Consider the following 17,594-nt stretch of genomic DNA (forward strand, 5'->3'; position numbering starts at 1 on the left):
GCATTTCGCCGGCCTAGTGGCGATCGCAAGCCCGGTGTAGCCGGGCGTAGCGGGTCGCCGCCATCCGGCCTAGTGGCGATCGCAAGCCCGGTGTAGCCGGGCGTAGCGGGTCGCCGCCATGCGGCCTAGCCTCCGCCTTCGTTGGTGGGGGCCGAGCGCTCGCCGGCGTCGAAACGGCGCGCCCGCAACGAACGCTTCACCCCGGCCTGGCCCTCGAGTACCAGGCGTCGCAACGCCGCCGGCACCTCGGGGTCGGACAGGAACCTGTCCGCGGCGGCGATGCCGTCGTCGCTGATATCCCAGTGCGGGTACAGGCCGATCACCACCGTCTGGGCCACTTCGCTGGACCGGCGCGCCCAGACGCCGGAGATCGCCTCGAAATAGCGCCCGGTGAACGGTTTGAGCAACTCGGCCTGGCCCGCGGGGGCGATGCCCCCGATGATCGAGCGCGCGGTGATGTTGGCCAGGGTGTCGTCCTCGACCACCGTCGTCCACGCTTGCTCCTTGACCTGCAACTGGGGTCGTGCCGTCGCGGCCTGGGCGGCATGCCGCTTGCCGGCGGCGGTCGGGTCGCGTTCGATCTCGGCGTCGATGAACGGCGTGGCGGGCCCGTCGGCGTCGACCTTGCCGGCGGTGGCCAGCGCCGTGACGATCCGCCACCGCAGGTCAGTGTCGACCTCGAGGCCGGCCAGGCCCAACTCGGCGGGGTCGCGGTCGAGCAGGTCGGCCAGCGTCGCTACATGGCCGGCCGACAGCACCGACGAGCACAGCGTGTTGACGAAGGCGAGTTGGTGATCCGAGCCGGGTTGCGCGGCCCGCGCCAACTCCAGCAGCCGGTCGGCGAATTGCGGCCAGCCCTGCTCGCGCGCCCAGCCCTGCTCGGCGTAGGACGTCAGCGCCGTCTGCGCCTGCAGCAACAGCCGCTGGGCCACCCCGACCTCGGATTCGGCGTGCACGCCGCCGGTGACCAGGGCCACGAAGTCGCGGGCGCGCAGCTCGGCCTCGCGCGTCATCTCCCAGGCGGCCGACCAGACCAGCGAGCGCGGCAGCGGCTCGGCGATGTCGGCGATGCGCTCCAGCGCGGTGCGCAGCGACTCGGCGTCCAGCCGCAACGAGCAATATGTCAGGTCGTCGTCATTGACCAGAATCAACTGGCCCCGCGAAACACCAACCAGTGCAGGGACTTCCGTGACCGGGCCCTCAACGTCGAGTTCCTCGCGGTGTACCCGCACCAGCTTTCCGGTTCCGCTGGAATCGCTGTCGTCGTAGATCCCGACCGCGAGCCGGTGCACCCGGGTCTCACCGGCGCCCGGGGTGGCGCCGCTCTGGGTCACCGCGAACCTGGTGAACTTACCGTCAGCGTCGACGTCGAACTCCGGCCGAAGCGTGTTCAGCCCGGTGGTTTTCAGCCACTGCTGACCCCAGTCGGACAGGTCACGACCCGACGCCTGCTCCAGCGCGGCGACCAGGTCGTCGAACGTGGCGTTGCCGAAGGCGTGCGCGCGGAAGTAATCCCGCAGCCCCGCCAGGAAGTGCTCCAACCCGACGTAGGCGACGAGTTGCTTGAGCACCGAAGCGCCCTTGGCGTAGGTGATGCCGTCGAAGTTGACCTCGACCGCTTCCAGGTCGGGGATGTCGGCGGCGATCGGATGCGTCGAGGGCAACTGGTCCTGCCGATAGGCCCACGACTTCTCGACCGTGGCGAACGTCGTCCACGCCTCGGTGAATTCGGTTGCCTCGCTTTGGCACAGCACCGATGCGAAGGTCGCGAACGACTCGTTGAGCCACAGGTCGTCCCACCACGCCATGGTGACCAGGTCGCCGAACCACATGTGCGCCATCTCGTGCAGGACGGTCTCGGCGCGCCGCTCGTAGGAGGCCCGGGTGACCTTGCTGCGGAAGACGTAGTCCTCCAGGAAGGTCACCGCGCCCGCGTTTTCCATTGCGCCGGCATTGAATTCGGGAACGAACAGCTGGTCGTACTTCCCGAACGCGTAGGGCAGGCCAAAGTGCTTGTGGTAGAAGCCGAATCCCTGCTTGGTCTGGGTGAACAGCCGCTCGGCGTCCATGTATTGGGCCAGCGAGGATCGGCAGTAGATGCCCAGCGGGATCTCGCCGTGCTCGTCGGTGTAGGAGTCGTTCCACTCGGCGTACGGGCCGGCGATCAACGCGACCAGGTAGGTGCTCATCCGCGGTGTGGTGGCGAAGGTGTGCAGGCCGTCGGTCACCGACACCGCCGCGCCGTTGGAGATCACCTTCCAATGAGTGGGCGCGGCCACCCGCACGTCGAAGGTCGCCTTCATGTCGGGCTGGTCGAAACACGCGAACATGCGCTTGGCATCGGCGGTTTCGAACTGCGAGTACAGGTAGGTCTCGTTGTCGACCGGGTCGACGAACCGGTGCAGGCCCTCGCCGGTGTTGGAGTAGCGGCAGTCCGCGTCTACCACGACGACGTTGCGGTCGGTCAGCCCACGCAGCGGGATGCCGGTCGACTCGTCGTATCCGGAGACATCCAGGTCGCGCCCGTTGAGGGTGGCGCTGCGGATGGCGTCGGCGGCGATGTCGATGAACGAGTCGGTGCCGGCGAGCGCGTCGAACACCACGGTGGTGATTGAGCGGAAAGTCCGTTCGCCGGGTGGGCCACCAGGCCCGGAACCGTCGGTGAGATCGAGGTCGATCTGATAGCTGGCGACGGTGATCAGCGAAGCGCGCTCGACGGCTTGTTCACGGGTGAGGTTCGGAAGTGCCACGTGTCCAACTTACGGGTCGGGCAAACCGGGAACAGGACGCAGAGGCCTACGGTTGTGCAAATCGGACTTTCAACCAACGAGAGGATCAGCCATGCCTGACACCGCCGCCGCGAAGAACAAAGCAGACTTCTGGTTCGATCCGCTGTGTCCGTGGGCGTGGATCACCTCGCGCTGGATCCTCGAGGTGGAGAAGGTTCGCGACATCGAGGTGAACTTCCACGTGATGAGCCTGGCGGTGCTCAACGAAAACCGCGAGGGCCTGCCGGACGAGTACCGCGAACGCTTGTCGAAGGCCTTCGGTCCGGTGCGGGTGGCGATCGCCGCCGAACAGGCTCACGGCGCCGAGGTGCTCGCGCCGCTGTACACCGCGATGGGCACCCAGATCCACAACAAGGGCAACAAAGATCTGGACGACGTGATCAAGCAGTCGCTGGCGGAGGTGGGGTTGCCGTCGGAGCTGGCGGACGCGGCGAACAGCGACGCCTACGACGAGGCGCTGCGCAAGAGCCACCACGCCGGCATGGACGCGGTGGGCGACGACGTCGGCACACCGACCATCCACGTCAACAATGTGGCGTTCTTCGGGCCGGTGCTGTCCAAGATCCCGCGTGGCGAGGAAGCGGGCAAGCTGTGGGACGCCTCGGTGGCCTTCGCGTCCTACCCGCACTTCTTCGAGCTCAAGCGCAGCCGCACCGAGAAGCCCGAATTCGACTAGACCGGTAGGGCGCTGCCCGCCTTGCCATCGCCGCCGCCAACGCCCCGGCTGGCTGTGTAAGGATTGCGGGCATGCGCGTCTACCTCGGCTCTGACCACGCCGGATTCGAGCTCAAGCAGCAGATCATCGATCACCTCACCAAATCCGGGCACGAGCCGATCGATTGCGGCGCCTTCAGCTACGACGCCGAAGACGACTACCCGGCGTTTTGCATCGCCGCCGCGACGCGCACGGTGGCCGACCCAGACAGCCTGGGCATCGTGCTGGGCGGGTCCGGCAACGGCGAGCAGATAGCGGCGAACAAGGTGCCCGGCGCCCGCTGCGCCCTGGCCTGGAGCGTCGAAACTGCGGCGCTGGCCCGCGAACACAACAACGCCCAACTGATCGGCATCGGCGGTCGGATGCACACCGTGGCCGAGGCGCTGGCCATCGTCGACGCCTTCTTGACCACGCCCTGGTCGAAAGCCGAACGCCACCAACGGCGTATCGACATACTCGCCGAATACGAACGGACCCACCAGGCCCCGCCGGTACCCGGCGCGGCCGGCTGACGCCGGAAAGGTCTGCGCGTGCCCGAAGGGCATACCCTGCACCGGTTGGCCCGGCTGCACCAACGCCGATACGCCGGCGCCCCCGTCGCGGTGTCGAGCCCGCAGGGCCGCTTCGCCGATTCGGCCGCGGTGGTCGACGGCCGGGTGTTGCGGCGCACCAGCGCGTGGGGCAAGCACCTGTTCCATCACTACGCCGGCGGGCCGATCGTGCACGTGCACCTCGGGCTGTACGGCGCCTTCACCGAATGGGAACGACCCGGCGACGGGCTGTTTCCCGAAGCGGTCGGGCAGGTGCGGATGCGCATGATCGGCGCCGGCTACGGCACCGACCTGCGCGGGCCGACGGTGTGTGAAGTCATCGACGAAGGCCAGGTCAGCGACGTCCTGGCCAGGCTGGGCCCCGACCCGTTGCGCAGCGACGCCGACCCGTCCTGGGCGTGGAAGCGAATTGCCAAGTCGCGCAGGCCCATTGGCGCGCTGTTGATGGACCAGACCGTGATGGCCGGGGTGGGCAACGTCTATCGCAGCGAGCTGCTGTTCCGCCATCAGATCGACCCGTTCCGCCCCGGCCGCAACGTCGGCGAAGACGAGTTCGACGCGGCCTGGACAGATCTGGTCGCGCTGATGAAGGTCGGATTGCGCCGCGGCAAGATCATCGTGGTGCGGCCCGAACACGACCACGGCGCGCCGTCGTACCGACCCGATCGGCCCCGGACCTACGTCTACCGGCGGGCCGGCGAGCCGTGCCGGGTGTCCGGCGACCCGATCCGCACGACGGTGCTAGAGGGCCGAAACGTGTTCTGGTGTCCGGCATGCCAGAAATGACCGCACTGACAGGAAACGGTCAACCCCAAACATCGGCGTCACTTGTTTAGCCAAAGCATCTATGCGGGTATGACTTGGCCCGTGAAAACTCTTCCACGTTTGGCCGCAACGGCTCTCGCAATCGGCGGGTTGGGTCTGGCGGGCTTCGGCGTCGCAACTGAGGCGCAGGCCCATCCCGGCCCCTTTCCGCAATGGTGCCCGGGTGAGTGGTGGGACCCGGGCTGGGGCAACAACTGGGATTGGAACAACTGCCACGACTGGCGGGGCGGACCAGGGGGTTGGAACCCGCCCGGACCGGCCGGGGGGCCCGGCTGGGGACCGCCGCCGCCGCACCCGTGGGGCCCGGGTGGACCGCCGCCGCCTCCCGGCTGGCACCCCTGATCCGACAAGTCACACCACCAGATGCGCCCCGCCGAATCGGCGGGGCGCATCTGCGTTGAGCGTCAGATCACTCCCAGCACGGAGTAGACCTCGTTGGACAGCACCAGGCTGCGCGGGTCCGCGTTGGCCTTCGTCGGGTCGAAATGATTGGCCACATACGCGTAACCGATGCGGTGCTCTAGGTCGACGAACCCGAACGAGCCGCCCAGCCCGCCGTGGCCGAAGATGCGTGGATTCGGCCCGTTGACGCAACGCTGGTTGAGCATGTAGCCCAGACCCCAGCCGTGGTCCGCGACCCGGGGCCCCAGCACCAGGTCGGTCTCCAGGCCGCCCTGGCAGACCCGCACCAGGTCCATGTGCTCGCGGCTGAGCACCTTCTCCTGGGCGAGCGCGTTGTAGAACGTCGCCAGTCCCAGCGCGGAGACCTGCCCGTTGGTGCCCGGGAACTCGAGTTCGCGCCACAGGTTCAGGTCATGCGAGCCGAGTTCGTCATCGGGGGCGAACCCCATCGAGACCGACAGCCCCGCCTTGGGGTGCTCGGCCAGGCTCCTCGGGTAGCCCGGGGCCTTCGCGTCGGCCAGCAGGTCGCGGGCATGCGGCTTATTGACCCGCTCGGCGCACCGGTGTTGCTCGCTCAGCGGCAACCCGATGTGCACGTCGGCGCCCAACGGTTCTGCGATCTCGGTGCGCAGGTACTGGCCGATGGTCCGGCCCGTCACCCGGCGGAAAACCTCGCCGGTGATGAAACCAAAGGTGGTCATGTGGTAGCCCTGCGCGGTGCCCGGCTCCCACCACGGCTCGGCGGCGGCTAGCTGTTCACAGACGTAGTCCCAGTCGGCGACCTGCTCCCATCGCATCCTGGTGCGCGGGCCGATAACCCCGGAGCGGTGGCTCATCACCATCGCCAGCGTGATGTCTTGCTTGCCCCCCTGGGCGAACTCGGGCCAGTAGTGGGCGACGGGGGCGTGCAGGTCCAGCTCGCCGCGGTCGGCGAGCTGGTGCACGCAGGTGGCCGACAACCCCTTCGTGCCGGACAACACGGTGGTCAGGGTGTTCTGCTGCCACGGCCGGGTCCGGGCCGCGTCGGCCCAGCCACCCCACAGATTGACCACCAGAGACCCGTCGACCCACACCGCGACGGCCGCGCCGACTTCGTTGCCCAGTGTGAAATTGCGCTCGAACGCGTCGCGAACCCCGACGAAGTCCGACGCGCATGAGCCGTGGATCGACGCGTCGGTCAACAGGTCGCTCATGGCGCCTCTCTATCGAGCAGATAGTTAGCCCGAGCGGGCGACGGGAATCGAACCCGCGTAGCTAGTTTGGAAGACTAGGGCTCTACCATTGAGCTACGCCCGCATGTATTTAGTCGAGCGTGACTGTAGCTGGCGACGAAGATCAAATCTAATCGACTCGGTTTTGTGATCTCTCCGCGAGGTCTGCGACGTCGCTGCGAAGCCCGTGGCCAACCCGGTGTTTCAGGGGCCTTAGGATCATCGAGGTCAGCGCGGGGTGTAGCGCAGCTTGGTAGCGCATCCGCTTTGGGAGCGGAAGGCCGCAGGTTCAAATCCTGTCACCCCGACCAGCACTACCGGCCCCGCCCTGCGCGCGGCCCACCGACCACCGAGAACGAGCAAAGAACGAGCACTGAGGAGCACACCCGTGAAGAGCACCGTCGAGCAGTTGAGCCCCACCCGGGTGCGCATCAACGTGGAGGTCCCCTTCTCAGAGCTCGAACCCGACTTCCAGCGCGCCTATAAGGAGCTGGCCCGCCAGGTGCGACTGCCCGGATTCCGGCCGGGCAAGGCGCCGGCGAAGTTGCTGGAGGCCCGGTTCGGTCGCGAGGCCATGCTGGATCAGGTCGTCAGCGAGGCGCTGCCGGCGCGGTACGGGCAGGCCGTCGCCGAGTCAGAGGTGCACCCGCTGGGTCAGCCCGAGATCGAGGTCACCAAGAAGGAGTACGGCGAGGAGCTGGCGTTCACCGCCGAGGTCGACGTGCGACCCAAGCTCGCCCTGCCGGACCCCGGTGCGCTCAAGGTCTCGGTGGACCCGATCGAGGTCAGCGACGAGGACGTGGACGCCGAACTGCAGTCTCTGCGTGCCAGATTCGGCACGCTGACCGGCGTGGACCGCCCGGTCGCAGACGGCGACTTCGTTTCGATCGACCTGTCGGCCACCATCGACGGTGAAGAGGTTCCGGGCGCCGCCGCGCAGGGCCTGTCCCACGAGGTCGGCTCGGGTCGGCTGATCGCGGGCCTCGACGAAGCCCTGATCGGGTTGTCCGTGGATGAATCCAAGGAATTCACCGCGCAGCTGGCGACCGGCGAGCATGCGGGCAAGGACGCGCAGGTCACCGTGACCGTCAAGTCGATCAAGGAACGCGAGCTGCCCGAGGCCGACGACGAGTTCGCCCAACTGGCCAGCGAGTTCGACACCATCGAGGAGCTGAAGGCCAACCTGCGCGATCAGGTCGGCCGGACCAAGCGCGCCCAGCAGGCCGAGAACATCCGGGAGGCCGCGCTCGACACGCTGCTCGAGCAGGTCGAGGTGCCGCTGCCGGAAGCGATCGTCAAGGCCCAGGTCGACAGCGCCCTGCACAACGCCTTGCACAGCCTCAACCACGACGAATCCAAGCTCGAGGAAGTGCTGGCCCAGCAGGGCAAGTCCCGTGAAGAGTTCGAGACCGAGACGCGCACCGCCGCCGAGACGGACGTGAAACGGCAGCTGCTGCTGGACGCCCTGGCCGACGAGCTGGAGGTTCAGGTTGGCCAGGAGGACCTGACCGAGCGGCTGGTCGCGACGTCGCGCCAATACGGCATCGAGCCCCAGCAGCTGTTGGGCTACCTGCAGGAGAACAACCAGCTGCCGGCCATGTTCGCCGATGTGCGCCGGGCGCTGGCCATCGCCGAGGTGATCCGGGCGGCGACCGTCACCGACACCGCCGGAAACGCCATCGACACGAGTGAGTTCTTCGGCAAGCGTTCGGAGGCCGACGATGCCGAGCCGGCGGGCGAGGCCGAGGAGGCCGACAATCCAACTTCGGAGGCCGACGATGCCGAGCCGGCGGGCGAGGCCGAGGAGGCCGACAATCCAACTTCGGAGGCCGACGATGCCGAGCCGGCGGGCGAGGCCGAGGCCGGCGAATCTGACGGGGCCGACGCCGGATAGTGACCGCGCCGTGACGCTGTGAGCGAACGCGGGGTGCGTGCCGCGAAACGGCGGCGTTGGTTGGTTAGTGTCGTGAATACAGGTCTGAAAGAAAGCAGGTAACCCAGTCGTGACTGACATGCGTTCGCCCTCGCAGGGGCTCAACCTCACGGACTCGGTCTATGAGCGCTTGCTGTCCGAGCGCATCATCTTCCTCGGCTCGGAGGTCAACGACGAAGTCGCCAACCGGCTCTGCGCGCAGATCCTGCTGCTCGCCGCCGAGGACGCCGACAAGGACATCTCGCTGTACATCAACTCCCCGGGTGGATCGATCAGCGCCGGGATGGCGATCTACGACACCATGGTGCTGGCGCCGTGCGACATCGCCACCTACGCGATGGGCATGGCCGCCTCGATGGGCGAGTTCCTGTTGGCCGCCGGCACCAAGGGCAAGCGCTTCGCGTTGCCGCACGCCCGCATCCTGATGCACCAGCCGCTGGGCGGCGTGACCGGTAGCGCGGCCGACATCGCCATTCAGGCCGAGCAGTTCCACGTCATCAAGAAGGAGATGTTCCGGCTCAACGCGGAATTCACCGGCCAGTCGATCGAGCGGATCGAGGCGGATTCCGATCGCGACCGCTGGTTCACCGCGCAGGAAGCCCTCGAATACGGCTTCGTCGATCACATCATCACCCGCGCCGCCCACATCACCAATGGAGAAGCCCGATGAGTGCCCAGCACCCCGAAACCCAGCCCCAGGCGCGCTACATCCTGCCGTCATTCATCGAGCACTCCAGCTTTGGGATCAAGGAGTCCAATCCCTACAACAAGCTGTTCGAGGAGCGCATCATCTTCCTCGGCGTCCAGGTTGACGACGCGTCGGCGAACGACATCATGGCCCAGCTGCTGGTGCTCGAGTCGCTGGACCCCGACCGTGACATCACCATGTACATCAACTCGCCCGGTGGCGGATTCACCTCGCTGATGGCGATTTACGACACCATGCAGTACGTGCGCGCCGATATCCAGACGGTGTGCCTGGGCCAGGCCGCCTCGGCCGCGGCGGTGCTGCTGGCCGCCGGGACGCCGGGCAAGCGGATGGCGCTGCCCAACGCCCGGGTGCTCATTCACCAGCCCTCGCTGCAGGGCGTGATCCAGGGGCAGTTCTCCGATCTGGAGATCCAGGCCGCCGAGATCGAGCGGATGCGCACGTTGATGGAGACCACCCTGGCCCGCCACACCGGAAAGGACGCCGCGACGGTCCGCAAGGACACCGACCGGGACAAGATCCTGACCGCTGAAGAGGCCAAGGATTACGGCATTATCGACACCGTGCTCGAGTACCGGAAGCTTTCGGCGCAGACCGCCTAGCGTTCTGGTCCCTCGCTCGGCGAATCGCCGCGATTTCGCCGGGGCCGACCCGGCAGCATCCGCCGACGATGCGGGCGCCGGCCGCGATCCACTGTGCGGCCAGGTCCGTGTTGAACCGCGACGGCCCGATCCACTTGCGCCGCAAGGCATCCCAGCGTTCGCCGCTGTTCGGATAGACGATCACCGGCTTCCCGGTGGGTGCGGCGTGCGCAATCGCGGGCAACACGTCCTGGGGTGCGCAGCAGTTCACCCCGATCGCGACGACCTCATCGACGCCGGTCGCGACCGCGAACGCCTCGCCCAGTGGTTGCCCGGCGCGGGTGCGGTCCCCGTCGATGGTGTAGCTCAGCCAGGCAGGCACGCCGACCGCGCGCACCAAATCGACCAGCGCCCGCGCCTCGTCGACGTCGGGCACCGTTTCGCACGCGAGCACATCGGCGCCGGCGGCGGCCAGGACCTCCAGCCGCGGCCGATGCCAGCGCGCCAACGCCGCAACCGACAGGCCGTAGCGCCCGCGGTATTCGGACCCGTCGGCCAGCGCCGCGCCGTAGGGGCCGATCGAGGCGGCGACGAGCAGGCCGTCGACGCCGGCGTCGTCGCGTGCCGCCCGGGCGAGCGCGACGCTGCGGCGCAACAACCCGGCGGTCTCCCCGCGATCGAACCCGCGGGCCGCAAAGCCGTCGAACGACGCCTGGTAGCTCGCCGTCGTCGCAATCACCGCCCCGGCGCGAAAGTAGGCGGCGTGCACGGCGACGATGTCCTGCGGGGCGTCCGCGAGCAGCCGGGCCGACCACAGCGAATCGGAAAGGTCATGGCCGCGGGCTTCGAGCTCGGTGGCCAACCCGCCGTCGAGCAGCACGGATCCGCTGGGCCAGTCGAAGCCCGCAGCCAAACCCACCTCGCCACTGTAGGGTGATTTCCTGGGGGTCCGCCCAGGCCTCGCGCGATCGTCGGCGTCGGGTTGGCACCTCCACCGGTGGCGGGATCGGGGGACAGCCAGCCTCGGTCGCATCACGACCGCGACACGCCAAAGACACGCAAAGCGCGTCTTTCGCGGATGACGGGCACCGTGTGGCTATATGTTTCATCCATACGGAACAGGAACGAACTCCCGCAAATACCATCGGCGCGATTCGGCGCTTATGGTCGCGGCGGGCCCGATCAAACGGGTAGCGTCGGTGAATACATGCGGGGACAGGCAACAGCAACGGCGAACAGGAAGTAGGCGCTGACGCACCATGGCACGGATCGGAGACGGCGGTGACCTGCTGAAGTGCTCGTTCTGCGGGAAGAGCCAGAAGCAGGTCAAGAAGCTCATTGCGGGCCCTGGTGTGTACATCTGCGATGAATGCATCGACCTCTGCAACGAGATCATCGAAGAGGAGCTCGCCGACGCCGACGACGTCAAACTCGATGAACTTCCCAAGCCGATCGAGATCCGGGAGTTCCTTGAGGGATACGTCATCGGGCAGGACACCGCGAAGCGGACCCTGGCCGTCGCCGTCTACAACCACTACAAGCGGATCCAGGCCGGTGAAAAGGGCCGGGACTCGCGCCACGAGCCGGTCGAGCTGACCAAGTCCAACATCCTGATGCTCGGGCCGACCGGTTGCGGAAAGACCTACCTGGCCCAGACGCTCGCCAAGATGCTCAATGTCCCGTTCGCCATCGCCGACGCCACCGCCCTGACCGAAGCCGGATATGTCGGTGAGGACGTCGAGAACATCTTGCTCAAGCTGATCCAAGCCGCCGACTACGACGTCAAGCGCGCCGAGACCGGCATCATCTACATCGACGAGGTCGACAAGATCGCCCGCAAGAGCGAAAACCCGTCGATCACCCGCGACGTCTCCGGAGAGGGCGTCCAACAGGCCCTGCTGAAGATCCTGGAAGGCACCCAGGCCTCGGTTCCCCCGCAGGGCGGCCGCAAGCACCCGCACCAAGAGTTCATCCAGATCGACACCACCAACGTGCTGTTCATCGTCGCCGGCGCCTTCGCGGGGCTGGAGAAGATCATCTACGAGCGCGTCGGCAAGCGCGGCCTGGGCTTCGGCGCCGAGGTGCGCTCCAAGGCCGAGATCGACACCACCGATCACTTCGCCGAAGTGATGCCCGAAGACCTGATTAAGTTCGGCCTGATCCCCGAGTTCATCGGCCGGCTGCCGGTGGTCGCCTCGGTCACCAACCTGGACCGCGAGTCGCTGGTCAAGATCCTCTCCGAGCCCAAGAACGCGTTGGTCAAGCAGTACACGCGGCTCTTCGAGATGGACAACGTCGAGCTCGAGTTCACCGACGACGCCCTGGAAGCGATCGCCGACCAGGCGATCCACCGCGGCACCGGGGCTCGCGGCCTGCGGGCCATCATGGAAGAGGTCCTGCTGCCGGTGATGTACGACATCCCGAGCCGCGACGACGTCGCCAAGGTCGTGGTGACCAAGGAGACCGTCCAGGACAACGTGCTGCCGACCATCGTGCCGCGCAAGCCGTCACGCTCCGAGCGTCGGGACAAGAGCGCCTAACCAACTCCTGGAGCGCACTGCCATCCCCAGCGACGCCGTTCCCCGGCGCCTTGGGCGTGGCTTCGACCTGCTGAACTCCCGTCTGGCAGACGCACGTGACGGCTTGTGGCACCCGGTGTCCGACACGGTATGGACGACGGTAAATAACGCGCGAGACGTGACCAACACCACAGTTTGCCCTGCTACTCATCAGTAGATGTCGCTGACGTTGCCTTTTGGCGGCGGACGCGGGCGGGACAACGGCGCAGAGACGGCGATGGTAACCGAAAATCAGTGCCATAATTGATACTTCCAGTGACATCAAACCGACACGGCCGGAAAGTCACTTTCACGGGCGTAATCTAGTTTGCGCGCGGTGTCCGTGCGGTGAACAAAGTGGAGGGCAAAGAGGTGGATCCGAACGGCAGCGGAGCCGGATCAGACTCACAGAATGGGGCTTCCCCCAACGGATCTGCCCGTCAGCGCCTCGAGCAAGTCGTCATTCGCTTTGCCGGTGACTCCGGCGACGGCATGCAGCTCACCGGCGACCGGTTCACCTCCGAGGCAGCGCTTTTCGGCAACGACCTGGCGACCCAGCCCAACTACCCGGCCGAGATCCGCGCCCCCGCAGGCACGCTGCCCGGCGTGTCGTCCTTCCAGATCCAGATCGCCGATTACGACATCCTGACCGCTGGTGACCGACCCGACGTCCTCGTCGCGATGAATCCCGCTGCGCTCAAGGCCAATATCGGTGACTTGCCCCGTGGCGGCATGGTGATCGCCAATTCCGACGAGTTCACCAAGCGCAACCTGACCAAGGTCGGGTACGTCACCAACCCGCTGGAGACCGACGAGTTGTCGGACTACGTCGTGCATTCCGTCGCGATGACCACGCTGACGCTCGGTGCGGTCGAGACGATCGGCGCCACCAAGAAGGACGGCCAGCGCGCCAAGAACATGTTCGCGCTGGGCCTGCTGTCGTGGATGTACGGGCGGCCGATCGAGACCAGCGAGAAGTTCATCCGGGAGAAGTTCGCCCGCAAGCCCGAGGTCGCCGAGACCAACGTGCTGGCGCTCAAGGCCGGCTGGAACTACGGCGAGACGACGGAGGCCTTCGGCACCACCTACGAGGTGTCCCGGGCGACCCTGCCGTCGGGCGAATACCGCCAGATCTCGGGCAACACTGCCCTGGCGTACGGCATCGTGGCGGCCGGCCAGCTGGCCGACATCCCGGTCATGCTCGGCAGCTACCCAATCACCCCGGCGTCCGACATCCTGCACGAGCTGTCCAAGCACAAGAACTTCAACGTCATAACCTTTCAAGCCGAGGACGAGATCGGTGGCATCTGCGCCGCCATCGGCGCCTCGTATGGCGGAGCGCTGGGCGTCACCACCACGTCGGGCCCGGGCATCTCGCTGAAGTCCGAAGCCCTCGGGCTGGCCGTGATGACCGAGCTGCCGTTGCTCGTCGTCGACGTGCAACGCGGCGGCCCGTCGACCGGCCTGCCCACCAAGACCGAGCAGGCCGACCTGCTGCAGGCGTTGTTCGGCCGCAACGGGGAGTCGCCGGTCGCGGTGCTGGCCCCGCGCTCACCCTCGGATTGTTTCGAAACCGCGCTTGAGGCGGCGCGCATCGCGGTGTCGTACCACACCCCGGTGATCGTGCTGTCCGACGGCGCCATCGCCAACGGGTCGGAGCCGTGGCGCATTCCGGACGTCAGCACGCTGCCACGCATCACGCACACGTTCGCCAAGTCCGACGAGCCGTTCCAGCCCTATGCGCGTGACCCGGAGACGCTGGCGCGGCAGTTCGCCGTGCCCGGCACCCCGGGTCTCGAGCACCGCATCGGCGGCCTGGAAGCGGCCAACGGCTCCGGCAACATCTCCTACGAGCCGGTCAACCACGACCTCATGGTCCGGTTGCGCCAGGCCAAGATCGACGGGATCTCGGTCCCGGATCTGGAGGTCGACGACCCCACCGGCGATGCCGAGCTGCTGCTGATCGGTTGGGGCAGCTCGTACGGTCCGATCGGTGAAGCGTGCCGGCGCGCGCGGCGCAAGGGCATCAAGGTGGCCCACGCCCACCTGCGCTACCTGAACCCCTTCCCGGCCAACCTGGGTGAGGTACTGCGGCGCTACCCACAGGTGGTCGCGCCCGAAATGAACTTGGGCCAGCTGGCGTTCCTGCTGCGGGGCAAGTACCTGGTGGACGTGCAGTCGGTCAGCAAGGTGCAAGGTGTCGCGTTCCTGGCCGACGAGATCGGCCGCGTCATCCGCGCCGCGCTGGGCGGGACACTGGCCGAAGTCGAGAACGACAAGACGATGGTCGCCAGGATGGCGGCAGCAACGGTTGGAGCCGGCGCATGATGGTGCTGGCGCCAACGCAGAGCGAAGCGATGAGGAGGAGCGACGCTCGTGACTGACCTGATCGGCAACTTGGCGGGCAAAGACCTTGGTGTGACTGCCAAGTTGACCAAAAACGACGGGGTCCCCAGGCTGTCTGCAGAGGACCAACCGCAGAAGTCCAAGGACTTCACCAGTGACCAAGAGGTCCGGTGGTGCCCGGGCTGCGGGGACTACGTCATCCTCAACACCATCCGCAACTTCCTGCCCGACCTCGGGCTGCGCCGCGAGAACATCGTGTTCATCAGTGGCATCGGCTGCTCGAGCCGGTTCCCCTACTACCTCGAGACCTACGGCTTCCACTCGATCCATGGCCGCGCACCGGCCATCGCGACCGGCCTGGCGCTGGCCCGCGAGGACCTGTCGGTGTGGGTGGTCACCGGTGACGGCGACGCCTTGTCGATCGGCGGCAACCACCTGATCCACGCGCTGCGCCGCAACGTCAACATCACCATCCTGCTGTTCAACAACCGGATCTACGGCCTGACCAAGGGGCAGTACTCGCCGACGTCGGAGGTCGGCAAGGTCACCAAGTCGACCCCGATGGGATCGCTGGATCACCCGTTCAACCCGGTCTCGTTGGCGCTGGGCGCCGAGGCGACCTTCGTCGGCCGCGCGCTGGACTCCGACCGCAATGGACTGACCGAGGTGCTGCGCGCGGCCGCCGGGCATCGCGGCGCCGCCGTCGTCGAGATCCTGCAGGACTGCCCGATCTTCAACGACGGCTCGTTCGACGCGTTGCGCAAGGAAGGCTCCGAGGAGCGGGTCATCAACGTCCGCCACGGTGAGCCGATTGTATTCGGCGCCAACGGCGAATACTGCGTGGTGAAGTCGGGCTTCGGGCTGGAGGTGGCCAAGACCGCCGACGTGTCGGTCGACGAGATCGTGGTGCACGACGCGCACAGCGACAACTCGGCCTACGCCTTCGCCCTGTCCCGCTTGTCGGACCAGAATCTCGAACACACCGTGCTGGGGATCTTCCGGGACATCAGCCGGCCGACTTATGACGACGCGGCGCGTTCGCAGGTCCAGGCGGCCCAGTCGGCAAAGCCGTTCGACACCGCCGCGCTGCAATCGCTGTTGCGCGGGCGCGACACCTGGACCGTTGACTGACGTGGGCAACCAGGTGCCCGACACAGCGCAAAACGCCGGGTCATTAGCGGGAATCGTGCTGGCGGGCGGCGAATCGCGGCGGATGGGCCGCGATAAGGCCACCATGCCAGGCCCGGGCGGCGCCGCCACGCTTCTTGAATACGTCGCCGGGGTCATCGCGCAGCGCTGCGAGCCGGTGTTCGTGATGGCCGCGCCGGGGCAACCGTTGCCCGCGGTGCAGGCGCAGGTCATCCGCGACGAGGTGCGCGGCCAGGGGCCGCTGCCGGCGACCGGACGCGGGCTGCGGGCGGCCGCCGAGGCGGGCGCCCGGTACGCCTTCGTCTGCGCCGTCGACATGCCGCTGCTATCAGCGGAATTGATCGACGAACTGGTGCAGTTGGCCGCCGAGACCAACGCCGAGATCGTGCTGCCGTGGGACGGTCGCAGCCACTACCTCGCCGCCGTCTACCGCACCGATTTGGCCGAGCGGATCAGCGGCCTGGTGGCCGGTGGCGCCCGCTCCATGCGTGCCCTGATCGACGCCTCCGACGCCCAGCAGATCGTACTGCCGGAATCGCGCTTCCTGGCCAACGTCAACACCGAGAGCGACCTGCTCGCGCTGGCGCAGTCCCGCGGCTGAGCCGAGCGGCGGCGCTCGGCCGCCGCTTTTCGCGAAATTCGGCACGGGCAATAATTCGCCTTGTAGTTAAATTCGGCGATTGCTTTTCCAAATTTCCCGATAAATAGTCGCGCATTGTCGTGTGGTGAGACCCGGCGATGGGGCGCGGGCATCCATGCCGTCGCCGGCCAATAGCCCGTGATCTGTTGGGACAGCAGCGATTTGAGGATATTGCGTGAGCACCGAACGGGGCGACGGCGCCATTCGCCGGTGCCTTCGCTGTGGCGGACACGGTATTTCTGGCAAATTTGATTTGTGCGATCCCGCGCGCTCTTCCGGTCGATGATGCTCGGTGTCGACGGCGCCGGTGGTTCGGCCGAATAGAGGCGAGAGTTGTTGTGGCTCCGCCTGATTGAATGAAACATTCTGTCGGACAAAGCAATACGCAAGTCCTACATATGTGGATCCAACCTGGTCGCCCCCCGTTGGCTGGTCATCGGATCAGCCTGGTGCGCAATTGAATTCAGCGCCTTCAGATATTTAGATTGGCGCCCGTGGCGTGGGAACGTTGAAGCCGGCGCAAGATGCGGTACGCTGCGCCGCCTGCCGCGGCGGGCTCGGATGGTTGAAAGCGATTGCGAATCGGACGAACACCGCAAATAAACGTGCGCCAGCTCACAAAACACAGGTGATTCGGCTCACGATTCATTTGCCTGCGCCGTCCGAACCGCGAGCGACAAAAGTCACGGATGACCTGCATAAATGACCCCGGTACCGCGGCGTGATCACTCCGTTACCGAAACGAGATAGACGATTTCCGAAGATGACGAACGCGCCGAGGTCTTCTACGGTCCCTGTTAGCCCACAACGGGTTACGGAAAAGTAATCAGATAATTGAATCTACGGATCCGCGTGTGAGCGGCGCTACGGACGGCGAAAGCCCGACCGTGGTCGGTGGGTAAGACCCGCCGGGCAGACTCGGCCCGCCGCTGCCGTGCCTGACCAAGACGGCACGTTTCAAAGCAGGCATCAACCAATAGCTTCGGCCCACCTCCGTGGGCTTGCTTTGGCGCGCGCGCAGTGAAAGGAAGACGACTTGAAGAACGTCCGAAAGACGCTCATTCTTGCCGCGGTCACGGGCACGCTCGTGACCATCCCATCCGCCACCGCTCACGCGGACCCGGAAGCGGTGGGCTTCGACCCGAACGCGCCGTCCTGGTTGACCGCGGTACCGCGCAGCACGGC

General features: G+C 66.7%; 13 protein-coding genes and 2 tRNA genes. 11 read left to right on the forward strand and 4 right to left on the reverse strand.

Going from position 1 to position 17,594, the window contains the following annotated elements; translation table 11 throughout:
• Nucleotides 1–125 precede the first annotated feature (125 nt).
• Nucleotides 126–2,750, reverse strand: a complete 2,625-nt coding sequence (pepN, locus tag DQP58_RS00915) for an aminopeptidase N (protein WP_112706632.1) — start codon at nucleotides 2,748–2,750, stop codon at nucleotides 126–128.
• Between the two features lie 91 nt (nucleotides 2,751–2,841).
• On the opposite strand from pepN, the gene DQP58_RS00920 reads away from it, so the two are divergent.
• The 3 genes from DQP58_RS00920 (at nucleotide 2,842) to DQP58_RS00930 (ending at nucleotide 4,841) form a co-directional block, all read left to right on the forward strand.
• A complete protein-coding gene (locus DQP58_RS00920; protein WP_066860235.1) occupies nucleotides 2,842–3,465 on the forward strand; it encodes a DsbA family protein in 624 nt (207 codons plus the stop codon).
• 71 nt (nucleotides 3,466–3,536) lie between these two features.
• The gene (locus DQP58_RS00925; protein WP_165827765.1) at nucleotides 3,537–4,016 is read left to right on the forward strand and encodes a ribose-5-phosphate isomerase; all 480 of its coding nucleotides are present in this window, start codon (nucleotides 3,537–3,539) and stop codon (nucleotides 4,014–4,016) included.
• Nucleotides 4,017–4,034: 18 nt separating this feature from the next.
• The gene (locus DQP58_RS00930; protein ID WP_112706634.1) at nucleotides 4,035–4,841 is read left to right on the forward strand and encodes an Fpg/Nei family DNA glycosylase; all 807 of its coding nucleotides are present in this window, start codon (nucleotides 4,035–4,037) and stop codon (nucleotides 4,839–4,841) included.
• A 443-nt stretch (nucleotides 4,842–5,284) separates the two neighbouring features.
• Here the strand turns inward: DQP58_RS00930 and DQP58_RS00940 are convergent, their stop codons facing one another.
• Nucleotides 5,285–6,475 (reverse strand): serine hydrolase domain-containing protein, encoded by a 1,191-nt coding sequence (locus DQP58_RS00940; RefSeq protein WP_112706636.1) that lies wholly within the window; start codon nucleotides 6,473–6,475, stop codon nucleotides 5,285–5,287.
• Between the two features lie 32 nt (nucleotides 6,476–6,507).
• Nucleotides 6,508–6,578, reverse strand: a tRNA-Gly gene (locus DQP58_RS00945).
• A gap of 149 nt (nucleotides 6,579–6,727) precedes the next feature.
• Between DQP58_RS00945 and DQP58_RS00950 the strand changes: the two genes are divergently transcribed.
• The 4 genes from DQP58_RS00950 (at nucleotide 6,728) to clpP2 (ending at nucleotide 9,737) form a co-directional block, all read left to right on the forward strand.
• Nucleotides 6,728–6,804: transfer RNA gene (locus DQP58_RS00950), tRNA-Pro, on the forward strand.
• Nucleotides 6,805–6,881: 77 nt separating this feature from the next.
• Nucleotides 6,882–8,387, forward strand: a complete 1,506-nt coding sequence (gene tig / locus DQP58_RS00955; protein WP_112706637.1) for a trigger factor — start codon at nucleotides 6,882–6,884, stop codon at nucleotides 8,385–8,387.
• 118 nt (nucleotides 8,388–8,505) lie between these two features.
• The gene (locus DQP58_RS00960) at nucleotides 8,506–9,096 is read left to right on the forward strand and encodes an ATP-dependent Clp protease proteolytic subunit (RefSeq protein ID WP_112706638.1); all 591 of its coding nucleotides are present in this window, start codon (nucleotides 8,506–8,508) and stop codon (nucleotides 9,094–9,096) included.
• Entirely contained in the window at nucleotides 9,093–9,737 is a 645-nt protein-coding gene (gene clpP2, locus DQP58_RS00965) for an ATP-dependent CLP protease proteolytic subunit ClpP2 (protein ID WP_112706639.1), read from the forward strand. Before DQP58_RS00960 ends, clpP2 begins: the two co-directional genes overlap by 4 nt.
• Here the strand turns inward: clpP2 and mmuM are convergent.
• Complete coding sequence (gene mmuM, locus DQP58_RS00970; RefSeq protein ID WP_240629496.1) at nucleotides 9,688–10,635, reverse strand: homocysteine S-methyltransferase; 948 nt, start codon at nucleotides 10,633–10,635, stop codon at nucleotides 9,688–9,690. The two genes, clpP2 and mmuM, sit on opposite strands and share 50 nt — an antisense overlap.
• A gap of 340 nt (nucleotides 10,636–10,975) precedes the next feature.
• Here mmuM and clpX point away from each other — a divergent pair, with 340 nt between their 5' ends.
• The 4 genes from clpX to mobA all read left to right on the forward strand — a co-directional run bounded on the left by clpX (nucleotide 10,976) and on the right by mobA (nucleotide 16,370).
• Nucleotides 10,976–12,256, forward strand: coding sequence for an ATP-dependent Clp protease ATP-binding subunit ClpX (clpX, locus tag DQP58_RS00975; protein WP_064953001.1), 1,281 nt, complete (start codon nucleotides 10,976–10,978; stop codon nucleotides 12,254–12,256).
• A 390-nt stretch (nucleotides 12,257–12,646) separates the two neighbouring features.
• Nucleotides 12,647–14,602, forward strand: a complete 1,956-nt coding sequence (locus DQP58_RS00980; protein ID WP_112706664.1) for a 2-oxoacid:acceptor oxidoreductase subunit alpha — start codon at nucleotides 12,647–12,649, stop codon at nucleotides 14,600–14,602.
• 48 nt (nucleotides 14,603–14,650) lie between these two features.
• Complete coding sequence (locus DQP58_RS00985) at nucleotides 14,651–15,751, forward strand: 2-oxoacid:ferredoxin oxidoreductase subunit beta (RefSeq protein ID WP_112706641.1); 1,101 nt, start codon at nucleotides 14,651–14,653, stop codon at nucleotides 15,749–15,751.
• A 13-nt stretch (nucleotides 15,752–15,764) separates the two neighbouring features.
• Entirely contained in the window at nucleotides 15,765–16,370 is a 606-nt protein-coding gene (gene mobA, locus DQP58_RS00990; RefSeq protein WP_430915679.1) for a molybdenum cofactor guanylyltransferase, read from the forward strand.
• The last annotated feature ends 1,224 nt before the right edge of the window (nucleotides 16,371–17,594 follow it).

The organism is Mycobacterium colombiense (assembly GCF_003284975.1).
Classification (GTDB): Bacteria; Actinomycetota; Actinomycetes; order Mycobacteriales; family Mycobacteriaceae; genus Mycobacterium; species Mycobacterium europaeum_A.

Bases quoted from the DNA above. Each gene is read 5' to 3' on its own strand.
- clpX (WP_064953001.1), top strand. From the start codon at position 10,976: ATGGCACGGATCGGAGACGGCGGTGACCTGCTGAAGTGCTCGTTCTGC.
- clpP2 (WP_112706639.1), top strand. From the start codon at position 9,093: ATGAGTGCCCAGCACCCCGAAACCCAGCCCCAGGCGCGCTACATCCTG.
- DQP58_RS00960 (WP_112706638.1), top strand. From the start codon at position 8,506: ATGCGTTCGCCCTCGCAGGGGCTCAACCTCACGGACTCGGTCTATGAG.
- DQP58_RS00920 (WP_066860235.1), top strand. From the start codon at position 2,842: ATGCCTGACACCGCCGCCGCGAAGAACAAAGCAGACTTCTGGTTCGAT.
- DQP58_RS00925 (WP_165827765.1), top strand. From the start codon at position 3,537: ATGCGCGTCTACCTCGGCTCTGACCACGCCGGATTCGAGCTCAAGCAG.
- DQP58_RS00940 (WP_112706636.1), bottom strand. From the start codon at position 6,475: ATGAGCGACCTGTTGACCGACGCGTCGATCCACGGCTCATGCGCGTCG.